The sequence below is a fragment of the Alteromonas sp. a30 genome, assembly GCF_026788005.1.
GTDB lineage: Bacteria > Pseudomonadota > Gammaproteobacteria > Enterobacterales > Alteromonadaceae > Paraneptunicella.
Map to the genome: position 1 here is coordinate 245,678 of NZ_JABEPE010000001.1, position 20,076 is coordinate 265,753.

Annotated in this window: 18 protein-coding genes; 5 read left to right on the forward strand and 13 right to left on the reverse strand. The window is 42.0% G+C overall.

All coding sequences use genetic code 11. The annotated features are described in order from the left end of the window. Window positions 1–3 precede the first annotated feature (3 nt). Both HJG39_RS01030 and bioB read right to left on the reverse strand, forming a co-directional pair. Window positions 4–1,197: an 8-amino-7-oxononanoate synthase gene (locus HJG39_RS01030; protein ID WP_268405713.1), complete on the reverse strand. Its 1,194-nt coding sequence runs from the start codon at window positions 1,195–1,197 to the stop codon at window positions 4–6. A gap of 35 nt (window positions 1,198–1,232) precedes the next feature. Further along, on the reverse strand, window positions 1,233–2,291 hold the full coding sequence (bioB, locus tag HJG39_RS01035) for a biotin synthase BioB (RefSeq protein WP_268405716.1): 1,059 nt from the start codon (window positions 2,289–2,291) through the stop codon (window positions 1,233–1,235). Between the two features lie 107 nt (window positions 2,292–2,398). On the opposite strand from bioB, the gene bioA reads away from it, so the two are divergent. The 3 genes from bioA to HJG39_RS01050 all read left to right on the forward strand — a co-directional run bounded on the left by bioA (window position 2,399) and on the right by HJG39_RS01050 (window position 5,952). After that, entirely contained in the window at window positions 2,399–3,673 is a 1,275-nt protein-coding gene (gene bioA / locus HJG39_RS01040) for an adenosylmethionine--8-amino-7-oxononanoate transaminase (protein ID WP_268405719.1), read from the forward strand. A gap of 103 nt (window positions 3,674–3,776) precedes the next feature. After that, on the forward strand, window positions 3,777–5,174 hold the full coding sequence (gene asnS / locus HJG39_RS01045; RefSeq protein WP_268405721.1) for an asparagine--tRNA ligase: 1,398 nt from the start codon (window positions 3,777–3,779) through the stop codon (window positions 5,172–5,174). A gap of 16 nt (window positions 5,175–5,190) precedes the next feature. Then, on the forward strand, window positions 5,191–5,952 hold the full coding sequence (locus tag HJG39_RS01050; RefSeq protein ID WP_268405724.1) for a thioesterase II family protein: 762 nt from the start codon (window positions 5,191–5,193) through the stop codon (window positions 5,950–5,952). A 143-nt stretch (window positions 5,953–6,095) separates the two neighbouring features. On the opposite strand, the gene HJG39_RS19375 is transcribed toward HJG39_RS01050, so the two are convergent. The 11 genes from HJG39_RS19375 to HJG39_RS01115 all read right to left on the reverse strand — a co-directional run bounded on the left by HJG39_RS19375 (window position 6,096) and on the right by HJG39_RS01115 (window position 16,712). Continuing rightward, a complete protein-coding gene (locus tag HJG39_RS19375) occupies window positions 6,096–8,546 on the reverse strand; it encodes a S8 family serine peptidase (protein ID WP_326849231.1) in 2,451 nt (816 codons plus the stop codon). Window positions 8,547–9,137: 591 nt separating this feature from the next. Continuing rightward, window positions 9,138–9,383 carry a hypothetical protein gene (locus HJG39_RS01070; protein ID WP_268405727.1) on the reverse strand — a complete coding sequence of 82 codons (246 nt, stop codon included), beginning with the start codon at window positions 9,381–9,383 and terminating at the stop codon, window positions 9,138–9,140. 207 nt (window positions 9,384–9,590) lie between these two features. Next, on the reverse strand, window positions 9,591–10,151 hold the full coding sequence (locus HJG39_RS01075; RefSeq protein WP_268405730.1) for a hypothetical protein: 561 nt from the start codon (window positions 10,149–10,151) through the stop codon (window positions 9,591–9,593). 52 nt (window positions 10,152–10,203) lie between these two features. After that, on the reverse strand, window positions 10,204–10,464 hold the full coding sequence (locus HJG39_RS01080; RefSeq protein WP_268405733.1) for a helix-turn-helix transcriptional regulator: 261 nt from the start codon (window positions 10,462–10,464) through the stop codon (window positions 10,204–10,206). A 202-nt stretch (window positions 10,465–10,666) separates the two neighbouring features. Beyond that, window positions 10,667–11,218, reverse strand: a complete 552-nt coding sequence (locus HJG39_RS01085; RefSeq protein WP_268405735.1) for an NAD(P)H nitroreductase — start codon at window positions 11,216–11,218, stop codon at window positions 10,667–10,669. Between the two features lie 119 nt (window positions 11,219–11,337). Beyond that, a complete protein-coding gene (locus HJG39_RS01090) occupies window positions 11,338–11,958 on the reverse strand; it encodes an HvfX family Cu-binding RiPP maturation protein (RefSeq protein WP_268405738.1) in 621 nt (206 codons plus the stop codon). Between the two features lie 316 nt (window positions 11,959–12,274). Beyond that, entirely contained in the window at window positions 12,275–12,496 is a 222-nt protein-coding gene (locus tag HJG39_RS01095) for a hypothetical protein (protein ID WP_268405741.1), read from the reverse strand. A 133-nt stretch (window positions 12,497–12,629) separates the two neighbouring features. Beyond that, entirely contained in the window at window positions 12,630–13,355 is a 726-nt protein-coding gene (locus tag HJG39_RS01100) for a hypothetical protein (RefSeq protein WP_268405745.1), read from the reverse strand. 18 nt (window positions 13,356–13,373) lie between these two features. Then, window positions 13,374–13,625 carry a helix-turn-helix domain-containing protein gene (locus HJG39_RS01105; protein ID WP_268405748.1) on the reverse strand — a complete coding sequence of 84 codons (252 nt, stop codon included), beginning with the start codon at window positions 13,623–13,625 and terminating at the stop codon, window positions 13,374–13,376. Between the two features lie 102 nt (window positions 13,626–13,727). Further along, a complete protein-coding gene (locus HJG39_RS01110) occupies window positions 13,728–13,988 on the reverse strand; it encodes a helix-turn-helix transcriptional regulator (RefSeq protein WP_268405751.1) in 261 nt (86 codons plus the stop codon). Between the two features lie 696 nt (window positions 13,989–14,684). Next, window positions 14,685–16,712, reverse strand: a complete 2,028-nt coding sequence (locus HJG39_RS01115) for an NADPH-dependent 2,4-dienoyl-CoA reductase (protein ID WP_268405754.1) — start codon at window positions 16,710–16,712, stop codon at window positions 14,685–14,687. 189 nt (window positions 16,713–16,901) lie between these two features. Between HJG39_RS01115 and sppA the strand changes: the two genes are divergently transcribed. Further along, window positions 16,902–18,761: a signal peptide peptidase SppA gene (gene sppA / locus HJG39_RS01120; RefSeq protein WP_268405757.1), complete on the forward strand. Its 1,860-nt coding sequence runs from the start codon at window positions 16,902–16,904 to the stop codon at window positions 18,759–18,761. 174 nt (window positions 18,762–18,935) lie between these two features. Then, window positions 18,936–19,955 carry an asparaginase gene (gene ansA, locus HJG39_RS01125; RefSeq protein WP_268405760.1) on the forward strand — a complete coding sequence of 340 codons (1,020 nt, stop codon included), beginning with the start codon at window positions 18,936–18,938 and terminating at the stop codon, window positions 19,953–19,955. Window positions 19,956–20,076: the final 121 nt, after the last annotated feature.

Here is a 20,076-nt window from a genome sequence, read left to right on the forward strand (position 1 = left end):
GCCTTACCCATTTCTAGCGTTAGCAGCTAACACTTGAGCGAGGGTTTTGCCTAGCGTTTGAATATTGTCAACCGTATGTTGTGAAGTTAACGTAAAGCGAATGCGATCAGTATTACGTGGCACCGTTGGATAACGAATTCCCGTCACCCAAAAACCAGCTTGTTTAAGCGCCAACGCAAGCTGCATAGTTTTTTCAGGACAACCAATAATTAAAGGCTGAATGGCAGTATCCGATGGTAAAATTACCAGTTGATAAGCATCCGCAATGGGCGCAATGACTTCTTGAAAAGTACGGATATTATGATGAAGTTTTTCTCGACGCCAAGACTGCTGATAGCATTGCTGCAAGTGATGTAAGGTAAGACTGGCATGAAATGGCGAAAATGCGGTGCTATAAATGTATTCTCGGGCAAAGTTTTTTAAGTAATTAATGAATACATGGCTTCCTGCGACAAACGCACCACCTGTACCGATGGCTTTGCCGAAGGTTCCCATCAACACAGGAATTTCTTGTTGAGAAAACCCCTGATCTGTAATCCCCAGCCCATTTTCACCCAGCACACCAAAACCGTGGGCATCATCCACGCTTAGCCATGCATGATTGTTTAAGCTCAGTTGAGCCAACTCAGCAATCGGTGCTTTGTCGCCATCCATACTAAACACGCTTTCTGTCATGACTAAAACATCGGTATTTGGCTGCAATTGTTGCTGACGTGTAAGCAATTGCTGGCAATGTTCCACGCTATTATGGCGAAAGCGCTTAAATTGCGCGCCACTGGCTAACGCGCCGTCAATAATGGAGGCATGAACCAGCTTGTCTGCCAAAATGCACATTTGAGGACTTTGGTTAGGGGAGCTAAGCGCACTGGCAATGGCGTTATTCGCACTAAAGCCAGAGTTAAAAAGTAACACCGCTTCACGCTTTAGGTGGTGCGCTAGGTAGTCGACAAGCGCTTGATGCTGTTCGGAATATCCCGTCACTAATGGGGAGCTCGCGCTGCCTTTTGTGTGGTTGAGCAAGCTCGCTGGCGTTTCTAGCTGCGCTAAGCCTAAGTAATCGTTGCTTGAAAAATTACAGTATTGCTTTTCCTTCACACGAATAAACTGCTGCTCATAGGAAGCAACTAGGTGTTCTTGACGCAATAAAGCTTGCGCTTCACGCTCCTGCAAAGCACGTTGTAAATGAGAAAACGCCATGATATTCGCTCGCGCTACTTAACCCGTTATCGCGATTAAACCGCTGCGTTGTAGAAAAGTGCGTCTTCGTTGGCTTTTTCTTGTTCTTTATCTTGCAGCGCGTCCATCAGCAAGGACTCATGCGCTTCATCGGAATAGTCACGGGTTCTCTCTGGGTTGATGCCGAGTTTTCTGAAAAGTTGTACATCTTCGTCGGTATCTGGATTCGAAGTGGTCAACAGCTTGCAACCATAGAAAATGGAATTCGCACCTGCCATAAAACATAACGCTTGGGTTTGTTCGTTCATTTCTTCACGACCAGCAGACAAACGTACATAAGATTTTGGCATGAGAATACGCGCCACAGCGATAGTACGAATAAACTCAAACTCGTCTAAGTCCTCTAAGGAGTCCATGGGTGTGCCTTCGACTTTTACTAACATATTGATAGGCACACTTTCCGGCTGAGGATCTAAATTAGCCAATTGCACTAATAAACCAGAACGGTCCGACACGCCCTCACCCATGCCAACAATGCCGCCAGAGCAAATATTCATGCCCGCTTCACGCACATTCTGCAATGTATTCAAGCGATCCTGATAAGTGCGTGTGGTAATAATGTCGCCGTAAAACTCTGGGGACGTATCAAGGTTATGATTGTAATAATCCAACCCCGCTTGTTTTAGTTGTAGTGCTTGTTCGCGGGTTAACATACCAAGGGTCATACAAGTTTCTAACCCCATTTTTTTCACGCCTTCAATCATTTGCACGAGGTATGGCATGTCTCTTTCTTTAGGGTTACGCCAAGCGGCCCCCATGCAAAAACGCGTAGAGCCGACTTTTTTGGCATCGGCAGCACGTTCCAACACTTGCTCGACTTGCATTAAACGCTCGCGCTCTAAGCCGGTATCATATCGCGCGCTTTGCGGGCAGTATTTACAATCTTCAGGACAGGCGCCCGTTTTAATCGACAACAAGGTGCTCACTTGCACTTCATTGGGGTTAAAGTGCTCCCGATGAATACTTTGGGCTTTGAACAATAAATCGTTAAACGGCATGGCAAATAAGGCGTTAACTTCTGCAATATTCCAGTCGTGTCGAATGTTGGCGGACATGGCGCTTTATCCTTTACAATTGATTTTTGCTTGCTAGTCTATTGCGCCACTTTGGCTTGTCAACTTAATCAACTTACACAAAGTTTACATTTGAGCATTTTTTAACCATGAATATTCACTTCGACCAACAGCATATTTGGCACCCTTATACTTCCTCCACGCATCCATTACCGTGTTATCCGGTTGTTGGTGCCAGTGGTGTGCATATTGAATTGGAAGACGGCACTCAATTGGTAGATGGCATGTCGTCGTGGTGGTCAACTATTCATGGCTATAATCATCCAACCTTAAATGCCGCCGCCAAAAAGCAAATAGACGCTTTCTCTCATGTGATGTTTGGTGGGCTGACTCATGAACCCGCTATTTCTTTATGCCAATCGTTAATTAACATCACTCCGCAAGGTTTAGAGCGGGTTTTTCTAGCCGATTCTGGTTCGGTTGCGGTTGAAGTTGCCATGAAGTTGGCAATTCAATATTGGGCGTGTCAAGGCAGTGAGAACAAATGTAAGTTTATTGCGCCAAGGAACGGTTATCACGGCGATACCTTAAACGCGATGTCGGTGTGCGACCCTGTTAATGGCATGCACAGTCTGTTTAAAAACGTGTTGCCCCAGCAAATTTTCGCCCCTTCACCACAAACCAAGTTTGGCGCCTTATGGAACGATGATGAAATGCTCGCGTTAGATGAGCTGCTACAACAACATCATCATGAAGTTGCAGCGGTTATTTTAGAGCCTATCGTGCAAGGTGCTGGCGGTATGCGTTTCTATCACCCCAACTATTTAAAACGCTGTCGCCAATTATGTGACCAATATAATGTGCTGCTGATTACCGATGAAATTGCTACAGGTTTAGGGCGCACCGGCAAGCTTTTCGCCTGCGAGCACGCGGATATTTCTCCTGATATTTTATGTTTAGGTAAAGCGTTAACCGGCGGTTATATGAGCCTTGCAGCAACCTTGTGTACCGAAGATGTAGCAATGGGTGTGTGCCAAGGTGAGCCTGGCGTGTTTATGCATGGCCCAACGTTTATGGGTAATCCGCTTGCTTGTGCGGTTGCCAACGCCAGTTTGTCTTTATTGGAAAGCGGCGAATGGCAGCATCAGGTTTTACGTATTGAATCTGAATTAAAGCAGGGTTTACAAGCTTGCGCTGAGCTGAGCTGCGTGGATGATGTGCGGGTATTGGGCGCGATTGGCGTAGTACAAACCAAAACCGCATTTGATGTAGCCACATTGCAAAAACAGTTTGTGTCAAAAGGCGTTTGGGTTCGTCCATTCGGAAAACTGGTGTACGTGATGCCGCCTTTTATTGCGCAAACCGAGCAAATCAATCAACTAACTACTGCGATTTTTGAAACCTTGCAACGATTTTCAAACTAAGCGCGCTGTTTTTGCTTGTTTCTTATCACTGGGTAAGTAAGATTACACCAATTCATATCATCCTATCTGGACTAACCAGAACAACTAAATTTTGGAGCAATAAATGGCTCACGCCACGATCGCTGATGTATTAGCTGGAAAATATGCCGTAGGCGAATCTATCACAGTAAAAGGTTGGATTCGTACCCGTAGAGATTCAAAAGCAGGTTTGTCTTTTCTTGCCGTTCATGACGGTAGCTGCTTTGACCCTGTTCAAGCCATTGTATTAAATTCCGTTGCCAATTATGACGAAGTGCAACGCCTTACAACGGGCTGCTCAGTGGCTGTCGTCGGCACAGTTAAAAATTCAGAAGGTAAAGGTCAGGCACTGGAAATTGACGCAACCCAAGTAGACGTGCTTGGCTGGGTAGAAAACCCAGACACTTATCCAATGGCAGCTAAGCGCCATAGCATTGAATACTTAAGAGAACACGCGCATTTACGTCCTCGCACTAACATTATTGGCGCCGTGACTCGTGTTCGCAATTGTTTGTCACAAGCGTTACACCGCTTCTTTCACGAACGGGGCTACTATTGGATCAGCACGCCGATTATCACAGCAAGTGATACCGAAGGTGCTGGCGAGATGTTCCGTGTATCGACACTCGACATGATGAACCTACCGAAGACCGATGAAGGCAATGTCGATTTCAGTCAAGACTTTTTCGGAAAAGAAACCTTCTTAACCGTATCTGGGCAGCTTAATGTAGAAAGCTATTGCTGTTCTATGTCGAAGGTTTATACCTTTGGTCCTACATTCCGCGCTGAAAACTCAAACACCAGCCGTCATTTAGCAGAGTTTTGGATGGTTGAACCTGAAGTGGCGTTCGCCGACTTGAACGATATCTCTCAGCTCGCAGAAGACATGTTGAAATACGTGTTTAAAGCCGTTTTGGAAGAACGTGCCGACGATATGGCGTTTTTCGAGCAACGTGTTAATAAAGAGGTTATCACCCGCTTGCAGCAAGTTATCGACAAAGATTTTGTGCGTATGGATTACACCGATGCTATCGACATCCTTATGAACAGCGACAAAAAGTTTGAGTTCCCGGTTGAGTGGGGTATCGACCTAGCTTCTGAGCACGAGCGTTTCTTAGCTGAAGAGCATGTTGGTGCGCCAATTATCATGCAAAATTACCCGAAAGACATTAAAGCTTTTTACATGCGCATGAATGAAGATGACAAAACCGTGGCCTGTTTAGACGTACTTGCTCCGGGTATTGGCGAAATCATTGGTGGCTCTCAACGTGAAGAACGTTTAGATAAGCTTGATAAGCGTATGGAAGAAATGGATCTGAATCCTGAAGATTATAATTGGTATAGAGACCTGCGTCGCTACGGCACAGTACCTCACTCTGGCTTTGGCTTGGGATTTGAACGCCTTGTATCATACGTCACAGGCGTACAAAACATTCGTGATGTAATTCCATTCCCACGAGCAACTGGTAGCGCTAATTATTAGGAATAGGGATTAAGTTGTGCTTACAGGAACTCCAGCAATAACACGTATTGTTAGCAACGAACACTCTGTAAAAGACATTAGTATTATTGCGTTTCCTTTTGCTGGAGGAAACGCAAATGCCTTTCAGGGGTGGAAATCCCATTTACCTGACAATATTGAAGTTCTTGCTTATACCCCACCCGGACGCGGTAGTCGCTTCGGTGAAGGATTAATGCCAACCATGTTAGCGATCGTTGACGATGCTTGGCGGCACTTTCAACCTTATTTAAACAAACCTTTTATTATTTTTGGGCACAGTTTGGGTGGCTTAATTGCTTATGAGTTTTTACTCCGCCTGCACCGTGAAAACGCGCCTATCCCGTTTCATTTTATACCGTCGGCCAGAAAAGCGCCTCATCTACCCGCTATGCAAGGTTGGAAAGACTATTCTGACGATGAATTTATCGTGAAATTGGATGAATTGGGTGGTTTACATCCAGAAATTGCCAGTAACCAAGAACTCATTGGTTTACTCACGCCGATATTGCGAAACGACATCAACATTGTTGAATTATACCGCCCTACCCTAAGCCAGCCACTTTCTTGCGAAGTGACGGTACTCGGTGGTATTCACGATACAAAAGTACCTGAAGAAGAGTTATGGATGTGGCAACAGTTCTTCGTACCTAAGATTAACGTAACCATGTACGACGAAGGGCATTTTTATTTAGGTTCATCTGCAAGCGCAATTTGTGAACTCTTTGCAAGACTCGCGAATAAAAGGCTGTCATTGCTTTAATAAAGCTTAAACTGTGGCTACTGCCATGCATTAAGTTTTTATCAAAATTAATCTTAGATTTTTACTGATAACATAAAAAATGCCGGGATGACCCCGGCATTTTTGTCTTTAAAGTTTTTAATCTTTCGATTGAAAACTGTATCTTAAGGCTGATAACTCGCTGTCAAATTTAGCCCAGAGAATGAGCTATAACCACGAATTCCAATGTGATAAGTTCCCGGCGTTGGATTATTGAAAGTACAGACTTCTGAATTGCTGCCACCATTTGAACGACAATCATAATTTGACGTTGTTGGCGCTTGGCCTAAACGAATATATAAATCCGCATCACCTGAACCACCGCTCGTTGTCACCTCTAAAGAAGACATGCCAGCAGGAACTGTATAAGTGTAATTCAAGAACTCGCCACGAGAGCCACTTAGGTTGTTTAATGTAGCAGTGTTACCCGTTGCGCCACCCGAACTAGCGGCGCTGTAATCCGCAACTAATGCCGCACCTGAATAGGCAGAATAAGCATTAATTAAAACATGGTAAGTGCCCGCTTGAGGCGATGAAAAGCTGCAACTTTCAGTATTGCCACTGGCCCAAGAACGACAATCAAAGTCACCTGTTGTTGGTTGACCACCAAAAGACACATATAGGTCGGCATCACCGGAACCACCGGACAAATTGAACGTTAAGTTTGTTGCTCCAGCAGGTACGCTAAACGTGAAGTAAGTTTGACTGCTTTTCGCGCCAGCTAAACCCGAAACCGCTTGGCCTTTTGTTAGACTGCTATCGTCTCCACCGCCTGAATCTCCACCACCGTTCGATGAACCACAGTTATCTGCCATGTAATCCGAAGCCGCTTTTGCTTGCACTAGGCCATACCCAGTGCGGTTGTCACGACCGGCCACATCTAAATCAATAGCCGTTGAACGTAATGCTTGCCTGACTTCTGAGGCTGTACATGAACGATTATTACTCCATGCTAGTGCAGCAACACCGACGACGTGTGGTGTGGCCATTGATGTACCATTGTAATAATCGTAATCTCGATTACCCAAAATACTTAATGTTGCGCTTGAGCCAACTGAAGAAAGAAGTTCTTGCCCCAAAGTACGATTAACCGACGCTGTTGGAATACCATCTAAGTCAACATCTCTATCAACTAAGAATGGATTTTGTAACCCCGGACGCGCCGAATTTGAGTAAATGATGACACCAGAAGCACCTGCATCAACACACGCTTTCGCAGCGTTGATTTCCGGGTAATCACTTCCAGCTTGGTTTGCATTACGCTCTGCAATACAAATTTTGCCTGACATATTGCCACAACTGTAACTGCTACCCGAACGGCTACATGCTGCCAATTGACCAGTAACACTGCCATCATAATTATCAACTTCAAAGTTAGAACCATTTGGCGTGAAGCGAGTGTGAGGAACAATGCGATCATCACCAAACGAAGTAGAGCCAACGCTTAAGTAACCTTGACGACCATCTCCTGCTACCGTCGATAAAATCGCTTCACCCGGGGCTGATAGTTCTACCTGATTGGTATATTGAGAGAAATTCGCGTGCTGGTTGTTTTCATCAACCGCCGCTACAGATACAACAGAATCATAAGATGCCGGGTAAGAGTGCGTTGAATCACCATCGTTACCTGCCGCAGCAATCAGTAACATGCCATCTTCAGCTAACGCTTGCATGCCATTGCGCTCTGACGCAGTTGCACTTGGTCCACCTAAGGACATATTAACAACATCTGCGCCGCCATCTTGACACGCTTCAACAGCTTCAACTAAGCCACTACTATAGGCATAACCGTCTTCATTAAATACTTTGATAATGTGTAAATTCACATTACCCGTTGGCAAAATTCCCTCAACACCAATACTGTTATTAAGCGCAGCTATTGTACCTGCGACGTGAGTACCATGAGAACCGCCAGCCTGATACCAATTGCCCGTACCACTATCGTTTGTGCCATTAACATTGCTACCCGATGGAAGATCAGGGTTCGCTCTTTCATAACCAGAATCGATAATACAAACTGTAATATTGCCAGATGCAGAATCGGAGAGCTGTTCAGCTTGTACTCTTGATAAACCCCAAGGCGAATTCTGTGCCATCGGATAACGTCGAGCATCCGCTTCAACGGATTCAATCAATGCATTACTTTTCATTCCGCGAGCAATAAATTCAATTGCTTGATGCGACATTGCCCCTTTGAACTTCAACACAGCTTCACCAGCAGATGTTGCTTTAACAAAGGACATTGGCATACCGGCTGATGCACTCAACGAGGACAAAAGCGATTGTCCAGAAGCTTTGCTAGAGGCGCTAATTGATTTTGAAGATTGGCTAGCCTCAGACTTAAGTTGTTCTAAGGTAGATTGTTGCTTAAATCGGACGATGATTTGATCGGTTTTTGCAGCAAATTTTTTGCTTTGTTCAGCTTGATACCAAGTTGAAAATGCAGACTTGTTAACTTTGCTATCGTTCTGATTGATCCCACTATTTTCTACCGGAGTAAGCGAAGCTGCTTGCACCATACACGATGCACCAACTAACGCCATTGAAATAGCGCTTAATGTGAGGTTTGTTTTCATTATATTCCTTCAACACTTGTTGTTAGTATTTTTATTCGGCCCCCCAAGCGCACCTTCGTGCATCAGCATCACCTATATGGTGTAAACCAACATGTAATATTGAATATGCATGTCAAATCACAACTACGGACAAAAAACACCCCAATGCGAATAATAGAATTATTCGCTAAAGAGCAGTTTGTTTTTGGAAGTAATTTCAAAAACCAGCTTGGCTGGATTTAGATAGGTAAATCAACAGATATACTACGAGACATGATGATGACAACTTTAATACAGCTTAGTTAAGTTTGAGGGTTGTTTCCTATTACAGAAACACGCCGCCTTGAAGATGTGTAACATTTTGTTAGGTTTTGTTTTGATTGGTTACACATTCCACGATTTAGATGGTGTATTAATGAAAGATAAATTACAAAAACATATAAGCTATATGTTATTCAACAATAGAATAATGTTGATTTTTAAACATTTTCTTATTATCTATTGTTAGAACTATTGAGTATTTAATACGTAAACGGATAGGTAACGACAAAGCATTTTATTAAATTGGAAGCCGGTCTTCACCAGCTTCCGAGTAGTTAAATAACCAAGGCTTTAAATAGGATCGCCTTTGGTCCCACCTGAAGTTTTGTCATTATCTTTGCTATTCTCTCCTTGAATGGGGTCTCCTTTCGTCCCCCCTGAACTTAATTCACCATCCGAACCGACTGCTGTATCACCCAAAAATATACTCCAAAAATCTGACAACATTTCAGACTCTACAGCATGACTTTGGGCAGGTAACACGAACAACGACACTAACGTAGACACAGTAACTAATTGTTTTATGAATCGACGCATAAGCTCCTCCATACACTGTTATTTAGAGGGTATATTTTTTACCCTCAGATTCATTATGACACCTTCTTCTAAAATCTCCACCCTAAAAGTATTATTTATTTACCTGTAAGAGACTTTTATTACAAACAATTTAGTATAAAAGTGTTTCTATAGTGAAATATTTTTATCGTAAAATGTAAAAAGAAGAGTAAATGACTAACAGTAGAACTACGCTTTAAGAATACGCTCACTCCGCATATAGCTGGATATTGTCGCAAAAACAGCAATGAACTCTATAATATTTAACGTGTGTTTGACATATTCGTAATAACTCCAAATCACACGAAAGTTCTCATATAGAAAAATGGTATATTCAGCATCTGCGGGGAAACCAAAGTCTTCTAGGTGCCGAAAAGCGTGTTCTATCAACGCAAGCAAGTTAATAATGCAGTAAGTGATATAGATTTTGCCTACAAGGAGATCGGCATTAGTAACAACAAAACGATTCTTATCCTCTAACTTACCTCGCCTCTTAAATTCAATAAAACGGCATAAAGGGACACGCAAAGCAATCAACACAATAGCCGGAATATCAACGAGAAAAAACGATGAAAAAATAACGTAGCTACTGCTGGTATCAAGAACAAGCTTAAGAATAGTGAGTTCTGCTGTTTTAACGCCCAATAAGATAGTGAGCAAGGAAACAATATTAACGTGATACCTGTTTTGATAAATAGAATAGATACAGGCTAGCAGAAAGATAAGAATAAATATTGTGGAGGAGCGCATGTAAGCGACCGCAAGGGCCGCTATACAAACATACCCAAGAAATGAAAAGACTTCAGTTTTTGAGGTGAGCTTCGGTAAGATTGACTTCATCTTCTAAAGTACGGCGCTCTAAATACATAGTTACTAGCCTCATGGCATTAAACTGACAACCAATTGCCATTGCCAAGAACTGATTCATGCTAGGTGCACCGATGTCTTTTTCCCAATTTTCGTAGGTTTTACGGGTTTTTACTCCCGCTAACTTCGCCATCTGCATGGTAGTCATACCTGCTTTACGGCGCATTCTTCTCAAATCATTACCTGTGATAAACATAACAACGTACCTTTAAAGTTCGATTTGCGAGCTATTATAACAAAAATCTATCGACAGGTAATTATTATATCCTAGATAAATAAGAAACTGTTAAACTTTATCTGCATATGTATGAACAATTTATTACTATATTGGTTCTAAGGGGTAGTTATTTTCCTCATTGCGACACAATATACTATTACATTTGCATAAAAGCGACACTCTAAGACCAAAAGTCTACATATGTGTCATAATCTTTTTCAGGTTTGGCAACATTACCTTCCACCGGTGTTCCCAAATATAAGAAACCCACGATTTCATCTTCTTCTTTTAGAAATAACGCTTCTTTCATCAATGTACTAGTTGCATAGTATCCAGTACGCCAAATACCTGAATAAGATTGAGCTAACGCTGCCATTTGCATTGAATGAACAGAACAAGCTGTTGTACAAATTTGCTCAACTTTCGAAATTTTAGGATGAGATTTATAGTCAGTAACCGCGATAATAACCATGGGCGCCCTCAACGGGAGCTCTGGAGCTCGAAGAATATCAGCTTCAGATAAATGGCTTCGCTTGGCAACATCTTCAAAAATATTACCTAACTTTTTTAAACCTTCCCCGGTACAAACAATAAATCTAAACGGTGTTAAACCACCGTGATCCGGTACGCGTATGCCTGCCTTTAAGATATTTTTTAACGCTTCTGCATCCGGCGCAGGTTCCTGTAATCTTGGGCTTGAGCTTCTTTCAAGTAATAAGTCTAACGCTTTCATGGAATTACAACACTAAACAAGATAGAGCTAATATGACTGAAAACGGAATAGACAGCAAGGGCTCAACTACGAGGAAGTGCAAGGTGCGCGTATAACGACTGCGCACCTTGTTAATAGATTTATTTATTTAAGAACTTCTTAGACAAAAAGTAGTCTATGCTGGTGAAACGTCCACCACCGGTAAAAAATAGTGAAAACAACATAATAAAATAGGTCATTGCAAACTCTATCCCGTTATTCAGCACAACAAACTTTCCACTACTCGTTAGCCAGTTGTAATTCCCGTGCTCTTGTAAGATTGACTTGGCCGCATTCAATTTATCGGGAGCGCTCATGATAGATTCATTGTATAGAATAGTGCCATCAGCCAACCAACTACTCGCGTCAGCAATGGCTAACCAGCCATTTTCCCAGTGTACCGAAAACGCAGCAACTAGCATGGTTATCATCAATGGAATAGCGACCCAACGTGTTGCTAACCCAACCAACAATAAAACACCGCCAACCAACTCTGCTGCAATGGCTAATGCAGCCAGTAATCCCGGCATAGGAAGACCCAAACCCCAATCAGGATTACCAAACCAAGCGGCAGTATCAGAAAAAGCGGAGTATTTGTTCCAGCCTGCCTGAATCATCACTGGGGCTAAGTACAATCTAAGAAGAAGAGGGGCTAACCCATCAAAAATGTTTGTTTTATTTAGTAAGTTTTGAAGTGGTAAGTATTTTTCCGATAAATTCATTCTTTGCTTCCAATATAAAAAACTATTTGCACAGACAGAGAATCGATGGTTTTGCTTTCACATTCCACCTACCAACATCCTCAGTAATGATTCACTCATTATATTTAATTATATAAGAGTAGAATTTTGAGTGACGCAGTATATAAGGATAAAAATATAGGCGACAATAATTTATTAAATTTTTACGTTAATAATTATTACATTAAGGCGATATAGATACTTTTGCGGGAGAATTGAATTATAAATGCTAATAATATCAGTAGGATAGAGGGAGTGCCCCTGGAAGAGACAGGGGCACTTGAGATAAACCTTTCGATTAGAAGCTTAAGCTTTGCATCAATTGATCAAATAAACTTTGATTCGCTTCCTCTGGCTCAGGTAAAAGAATTGGCTTTGGAGCCGGTGCAGAAGTTTCACCAAAAATTGGATCTTCGATAATTGGATCACCACCAGACTTACTGCCACCTGCGAATGCTGAAGTGCTCGCTAGTAAACCGGAAACCATAATTAGAGTTGCTGTTGTTTTCATATTTTTCATGCGTAATTCCTCGTAACATTTTTGACAATGTGGATTGTGATACACATATATAGACAAAGATGTGGATTATAATCCACACCATAATTATCAAAAAATATTACTTTATTTGAAAAAATATAAGAAAAACGGTTGGTTACGCCATCAAATATCTTTCTCTCGTCATCCGTACAGTTTCATTCAAAATGATCCAGATGATGATACAAGCAATGACTTGGGCCGCATATGGGTATAAGTTATACACGATCACAATATCCGTGAACCCGAATATATGACGAACGTAATATTCAAGCAACCGAGCCGACTCGATGATAACAAACACAAACATCAACTGATAAATCTGCCAATCAGTGTTAATCCACCTAATCTCTTTCCACTCAGGAAACCTTCGTTCCATAATTGCAGGTCTGAAAAAGATAAAGTGCCTGACTAATAAGCTCTGAAATAAGATGACGAAACTCCAATAGATAGCAGGAGTTTGATATCCGATATAAAGCCAGTAGGCCTCTGCCAACAATAATGACACCAGAGCCCCAACAGCAACCCAGATCATACGGTCGTATTTGAGTTTGTAACAAGCGAAGGCACAGAGACAAATAACCAATATTTTGAAGCTTAAGTCATCTGAATTAAGCATAAACATGGTTTCTTCGAATATTCGCTCTAAGGATAAGATGATAAAAATCCCGAAAATATTCTTATCAATATGATAGCTATATGCCGCAGCACACAGCAGTAGGACAAGATATATTCGGTCGAATATAAGTGGTTTACCAAAGCTAAACACGCCAATACAACAGGCGATGAGTCCAGTGATAAAAACAACTTTTTTGCTAATATTAGGAGTGATTATTGAGTACAACTTTACAAGCGCTTTTAGTTATACGATATTTAGGAAGTTTTTGACATATTCGACAAAATCATTGCGAGACTGCTGAGAAATCCTTTGATTGCAAACCTTCCACCACTTCTTCAATGTACCAAGGGCCAAAGAATCAATCGTGCCAGGGTGTTCATTTTCAATTGCTATCACGGTTTCTCGGCTTATACCCAAGCGAATAGCCAATTCTGCTTGGGTAAAGCCCGACTCTTTACGCATTTCTTTTAGCTTTCTACCACTAAATGCTTGCAACTCTTTTCCCCTCAAACTACACCACTAAATCTTTACGCAGTGTAAAATAGTATAAAAAGTTACCTAGGTAAAGAGACAAATCTTATCAAGACGCTACTGAAATTACTTTCGAGTAGTTGCTGTCGTTAGGTCTAGCTCTTGCTCAACGTCGTTACGATCAACGTACATTTTGATCAAGTCAGCAGGCTTAAAGCCACAAGCTGTTGCCATTGCCAAATATTGGTTCATGCTAGGAGCACCAACATTTTTTTCCCAATTTTCGTAGGTTTTACGGGTCTTGACGCTGGCGAACTCAGCCATTTGTACAGTAGTCATACCAGCAGTCAAACGCATTTTTCTTAGATCTGCACCATTAATAAACATTTTACGCACCTCATTCTTAATTCAATTCTTTTTTAATATGTTGAGTCTTTTTCCTTAGACGTTAATTAGTTTAGTAAAAATAAAGTGGAATGGGTTCCACACGGTAACATTTTTTCTGATGTTAAGGTTAACTAATTGACAGATAAGGAAATATTTTTTTCTGATTTAGAAGAATAAGGCTAGAAAATGCTTGACCAGCCCATTTTTCCTCAATTTAAGAACTCAAAACCAAAGTGTATCAGCGGTACAAATTCGCTTTCTTCAGTTTACTTCTTATCGTTGTTTTACGCTGTCTTTATTAGGAAATACTTAAGGTTATGGTAAATAGGTTAGAACAACACCATGCGCCCCCTAATCACACACTCCTCCGTGCTACAGTTAATAACAGATAAAATACGAACCGACGAATGCCAAAAGTTAATTGCCCTTGTACACCTAGATACAAAGGGATTCTCTGTGAATGGCAAAGCGATTTTGAATAAGGCACAAAATCAATACCAAGTTTTGACACAGGACTAGAAACATTATGCTCATATCAAATACCAATTGATTGGGTTGATAATTTACTAAATCGGCATAACGAGTATCCTCGGTCAATTGATCAACCCAGTATCCAATGTAACAGGCATAAAAAAGCGCCCTCATCGTTAATATGAGAGCGCTTTAAAGGTGGTGATGGTAGTAAGCTGTAGTCTGTTAGATAATTGCAGCCAGCTCAGCTCCTTGACGAATGGCGCGCTTGGCGTCTAATTCTGCTGCAACGTCAGCTCCACCGATAAGTCGAGTGGATACACCTGAATCGACTAAGGCATTGTATAATGCCCTGTTCGGCTCCTGACCCGCACAAATAACAACATGGTCAACATCCAACACTTTCTGCTCGCCATTCACGGAAATATGCAAGCCTTGATCATCAACCTTGTCGTAAGACACTCCTGGTATCATCTGCACTTTCTTCAGTTTTAACGAGGCTCTGTGTATCCAGCCTGTTGTTTTACCTAAATTTTTACCGACTTTTGTTTCTTTTCTTTGCAACAAGAAAATTTCTCGTTCACTCGGGTGAATATTAGGTTCAGACAATGCACCACGCTCTTTGTACTGAGTATCTATTCCCCAAGCCTTTAGCCACTCCGGCAAGTTTGTGCTTAACGATTCTTTTTCCGCCAAAAACTCGGCAACATCGAAACCTATTCCACCAGCACCAATAATAGCCACACGCTTGCCAACTTCGGCTCTGTCACGTAATACGTTCAAGTAGCTCAGCACCTTTTCATGATCAATCCCCGGAATATTTAATTTACGGGGAATAATACCTGTAGCAATAACAACTTCATCGAAGCCACCAGCTTTTAATGTTTCAGCACTTTGCTCAGAGCCCAAATGCACGTTCACGCCAGTATCTTCTATACGGTTTTGAAAATAACGCAGGGTCTCGTAAAACTCTTCTTTTCCGGGAACAAGTTTAGCAAAGTTGAACTGCCCGCCTATTTCATTAGCTTTATCAAAAAGGTGGACCTCATGGCCTCTTTCTGCGGCATAACAACTAAATGCTAGACCAGCAGGACCAGCCCCCACAACAGCAACTTTTTTCTTGTGGTTCGTCAGAGGGAAGTTCAGCTCTGTTTCATAAGCCGCTCTTGGGTTTACTAGGCAGGAAGCTCGTTTTTGTTCAAACACATGGTCAAGGCACGCTTGATTACAAGCAATACATGTATTAATTCTGTCTGATTGACCCTTTTCGGCTTTATTAACAAACTCAGGGTCTGCTAGGAACGGACGCGCCATTGAAACCATATCTGCGTGCCCATCTGCCAAAGCTTTTTCAGCGATCTCTGGAGTATTAATTCGGTTGGTCGTAATCAATGGAACGGATACTTCGCCTTTCAGTTTTTCTGTGACCCATGTAAACGCCCCTCTTGGCACCATAGTCGCAATAGTCGGCAACCTTGCTTCATGCCAACCAATTCCGGTGTTGATGATGCTCACGCCCGACTTTTCTAAAATTTGCGCCAACTGAACAACTTCTTCCCATGTATTGCCGCCTTCTACCAAATCCAGCATGGATACACGGAAAATGATAATGAACTTTTCACCTACCTTTTCTCGAACGGCTTTTGCGATTTCCACAGCAAACTTCGCTCGATTTTCAAAGGTTCCGCCCCACTCGTCTGTGCGTTTGTTGGTTCGAGGACACAAAAATTGATTAATCAAATAACCTTCCGAGCCCATAATCTCAACGCCATCATAACCAGCAAGCTGCGCCATATGCGCGCAATTAGCGTAGTCTTTGATAGTACTATTAATTCCCCACTTAGATAAGGAGCGAGGCTTGAACGGATTAATAGGCGCTTTTAGCGCCGACGGAGCAACAATAAGAGGATGGTAACCATAACGTCCGGTATGCAAAATCTGCATACAGATCTTTCCATCGTGTTGATGGACAGCATCCGTAACGACTTGATGTTTGCGAGCGTGGGATTTTCGGGTCATACGTGAAGCAAACGGCCCGACCCAACCGGCAAAATTGGGACTAACACCTCCCGTTACAATTAAGCCTGCGCCTCCTGCGGCCCTTTCCGCATAGAACGCGGCAAGCTTTTCAGTGCCATCAGATTCTTCTTCAAGGCCAATGTGCATAGACCCCATCAATGTCCTATTGCGGATAGTTGTAAAGCCTAAATCTAGCGGTGCGAATAAGTTTGGATAATGTGAATTTGTACTCATAAAGCTCTGCTGGTCTTACCTGTTTGAGCGTTAGTGTAACGCAACTATTTAACATGTGAAGTAATTTCTTATATAAAAAATTACAATTGAAATTTTCATGTAACAGACTCTTTAGTTAGGATTAATGTATAAGAATCTTACACATCATTGTAGGGTTAAACCTTACCAACGTAATAGAAGTGTTTATTTATGGCCTCAGAAAAAAGCTGGTTTTCTCGATTTTTCATCGGCATTTGGAGTATTTTAAATTTCTCCCGCCGATTGTTCTTTAATCTAATATTCATTTTCATCGCGATAGCAATTATTGCCGCGATATTTGCGGACGATGGGAAAATCGCGGTTCCAAAAGAATCTGCATTTATTCTTAATCTAAGCGGAAATATTGTCATCGAAAAGGAAATGATCGACCCATTTGATGAAATACTAATGGAAACAACTGATCAACAACCTTCAAATCCTGAAGTTTTGCTAAGAGACGTAGTTTTTGCCATTGATGAAGCTGCTGGTGATGCAAGAATTAAAACCATGATTTTATCTTTGGGTGGATTAAAAAACGCCGGACAAGACAAACTCAGAGAAATTGCCCGAGCGATCGAGCGCTTTAAGGCCTCTGGTAAGCCTGTGTATGCCATTGGAGACTTTTACACGCAAACTCAATATTACCTCGCAAGCCATGCAGACCATCTGTACCTCAACCCGATGGGCATGGTACTCATTGAAGGCTATGGTCGCTATAGAATGTACTTCAAATCAGCACTTGAGAAGCTAAAAGCAAAAGCTCACATTTTTAAAGTAGGTACGTTCAAATCCGCTATTGAACCTTTTATTCGCGACGATATGTCTGATGCAGCAAAAGAAGCCAACAAAGCTTGGTTGTCCTCTTTATGGCAGCAATATAAGGCTGACGTTGCATCAGCCAGACGTTTCGACATCAATAATTTTGACGAAGACATTCAGGCTTTTAAAGAAAAATTTGCAAAATCCAATAATGACTTTGCCCAGTTCGCCTTGGATAACCAATGGGTTGATGCTTTGAAAACACGCGAAGCAATTCGTGTTGAAATGGTGAATTTGGTTGGCGGAAACGACACCAAGATTGGCTTTAATCATGTAAGCTACGAAGAATATTTAAAATCTGTGAAGTCACCTTTCAACCTTAATAAACAAAGCCAAAACATCGGTATCGTAGTGGCCAAAGGGACTATCTTTGGCGGGAATCAAAAACCTGGAACCATCGGTGGTGATAGCACCGCCCGCTTGCTAAGAAAAGCCCGATTAGACGACTCTATCAATGCAGTAGTGCTGCATGTTGATTCTCCGGGAGGCAGTGCCTTTGCCTCGGAAGTTATTCGCCAAGAAATAGAATTACTTAAAGAAGCGAATAAACCCGTTGTCGCTATGATGAGTTCACTTGCCGCCTCTGGAGGATATTGGATTTCAGCCAGTGCAGATCAAATTTGGGCAAGTCCTTCTACGATTACCGGCTCAATTGGCATCTTTGGAATGTTCTTAACCTATGAAGATTCACTCAAATATCTCGGAATCCAAACCGATGGCATAGGAACGACCGACTTTGTTGGATTAAGCCCATCAAGAACGCTTAACCCAGATATCGCAGACGTTTTCCAACGCAGCACGGAAAGAGGTTATGAAAAATTCATAAGCTTGGTTGCTAAAGAACGAGACATGACAAAAGAGCGTGTAGATGAAATTGCGCAAGGTCGTGTTTGGATTGGTGAAAAAGCGAAGGAGATTGGTTTGGTAGATGAGTTGGGTACACTTGATGAAGCGATTACATCAGCGGCACAACTAGCTAATATAGAAAACTATGGCATTGAATATGTTGAACCGACACTTTCCGGTAAAGAACTGTTCTGGAAAGAGTTCTTTGATAACGCCGGCAAATTCATTGTTAAACATATGGGAATTAAACTACCGCAAAGTACTTTGTTTACCGAATTTAACAAGGTATCTAAAGAGTTAGAGACCTTTACCAAGTTTAACGACCCTTACGGAACTTACGCTTACTGTTTAATGTGTGAACTATAGCGTCGACTTCATGTTTTTGGGCTAACTCGTAAAACACTTGTTGGCCCAACTTTCCTTTCATACCATAGCGATTGGTAATGCCCCACTTCCCTTTCCAAATGACGAATAGTCGGTATTCCTAGCACAGATAAAACGTTAGAATAAAATATAAAGAAAATTGCAATTTCTATCCTTATGAAGAAGAAAATCTACATCGCCTATACTGGCGGCACTATTGGTATGCGGGCATCAAACAATGGGTATATTCCCGTTGCTGGCTACCTTGCAGAAACCCTAAGCCGCATGCCCGAATTTCATCGTGCAGAAATGCCAACATTTACACTTCACGAATACCCTCATCTAATTGACTCCTCCGATATGAATCCAAGTCATTGGAATCAAATTGCCGAAGATATTCAAAATAATTATGAAGCCTACGATGGATTTATCATTCTGCACGGTACTGACACCATGTCATACACCGCATCTGCTTTGTCTTTTATGCTGGAGAATTTGGAAAAACCAGTCATTGTCACAGGTTCTCAAATCCCACTAGCAGAACTGCGATCAGATGGACAAGTAAACCTATTAAACGCCCTTTATATTGCAGCGAACTACCCTATCCCAGAAGTTAGCCTATTTTTTAACAATAAATTATTACGCGGTAATCGAAGCAGAAAATTAGACGCCGATGGTTTCGATGCATTCGATTCGCCCAACTTTAGACCATTGCTCGTTGCCGGTATCAATATCGAGTTAATCAATGGAACAGTAAAACAGCCAGCTTCGCAATCTACGTTAACCGTAGCAAAGGTTGAGTCGCAACCAGTCGGCGTGATCACCTTGTACCCCGGCATTAGCGCCGACGTGCTAAAAAACACACTGCAACAACCCGTCAATGCCATGATTTTGCTTAGCTACGGCGTGGGCAACGCACCCCAAAATAACGCCATCTTGGAGCAATTACGTATCGCTAACGAAAATGACATCGTTATTGTCAATTGCACCCAATGCTTACGAGGAAAAGTCAATATGGGAGGCTACGCTACAGGGCATGCGCTTCAAGACGTGGGAGTTGTATCAGGACGAGACATGACACCAGAAGCAGCCTTAGCTAAGCTTCATTATTTGTTGAGCAAACGAGAAAGTATTGAACGCTTAAGGCTACAGCTTTCACAGAATTTAAAAGGTGAACTGAGTCTTCCTGATAAATAACTCGAACTCAATACCTGTTCCAAATTCAAGCAGCTACAGAGCGTACATGGAAGTCGTCACGAAGAGGAGGAATAGGTGTTTAATAATCAGAAGATTATTGGCTAATTCACTTTAGCCAGCC

Coding starts and splice junctions, on each gene's coding strand:
- bioB (WP_268405716.1), bottom strand. CDS start 2,291: ATGTCCGCCAACATTCGACACGACTGGAATATTGCAGAAGTTAACGCC.
- HJG39_RS01090 (WP_268405738.1), bottom strand. CDS start 11,958: ATGAATTTATCGGAAAAATACTTACCACTTCAAAACTTACTAAATAAA.
- HJG39_RS01085 (WP_268405735.1), bottom strand. CDS start 11,218: ATGAAAGCGTTAGACTTATTACTTGAAAGAAGCTCAAGCCCAAGATTA.
- asnS (WP_268405721.1), top strand. CDS start 3,777: ATGGCTCACGCCACGATCGCTGATGTATTAGCTGGAAAATATGCCGTA.
- sppA (WP_268405757.1), top strand. CDS start 16,902: ATGGCCTCAGAAAAAAGCTGGTTTTCTCGATTTTTCATCGGCATTTGG.
- HJG39_RS01075 (WP_268405730.1), bottom strand. CDS start 10,151: ATGCGCTCCTCCACAATATTTATTCTTATCTTTCTGCTAGCCTGTATC.
- HJG39_RS01030 (WP_268405713.1), bottom strand. CDS start 1,197: ATGGCGTTTTCTCATTTACAACGTGCTTTGCAGGAGCGTGAAGCGCAA.
- HJG39_RS01095 (WP_268405741.1), bottom strand. CDS start 12,496: ATGAAAAATATGAAAACAACAGCAACTCTAATTATGGTTTCCGGTTTA.
- HJG39_RS01110 (WP_268405751.1), bottom strand. CDS start 13,988: ATGTTTATTAATGGTGCAGATCTAAGAAAAATGCGTTTGACTGCTGGT.
- HJG39_RS19375 (WP_326849231.1), bottom strand. CDS start 8,546: ATGAAAACAAACCTCACATTAAGCGCTATTTCAATGGCGTTAGTTGGT.
- HJG39_RS01115 (WP_268405754.1), bottom strand. CDS start 16,712: ATGAGTACAAATTCACATTATCCAAACTTATTCGCACCGCTAGATTTA.
- HJG39_RS01070 (WP_268405727.1), bottom strand. CDS start 9,383: ATGCGTCGATTCATAAAACAATTAGTTACTGTGTCTACGTTAGTGTCG.
- ansA (WP_268405760.1), top strand. CDS start 18,936: ATGAAGAAGAAAATCTACATCGCCTATACTGGCGGCACTATTGGTATG.
- bioA (WP_268405719.1), top strand. CDS start 2,399: ATGAATATTCACTTCGACCAACAGCATATTTGGCACCCTTATACTTCC.
- HJG39_RS01080 (WP_268405733.1), bottom strand. CDS start 10,464: ATGTTTATCACAGGTAATGATTTGAGAAGAATGCGCCGTAAAGCAGGT.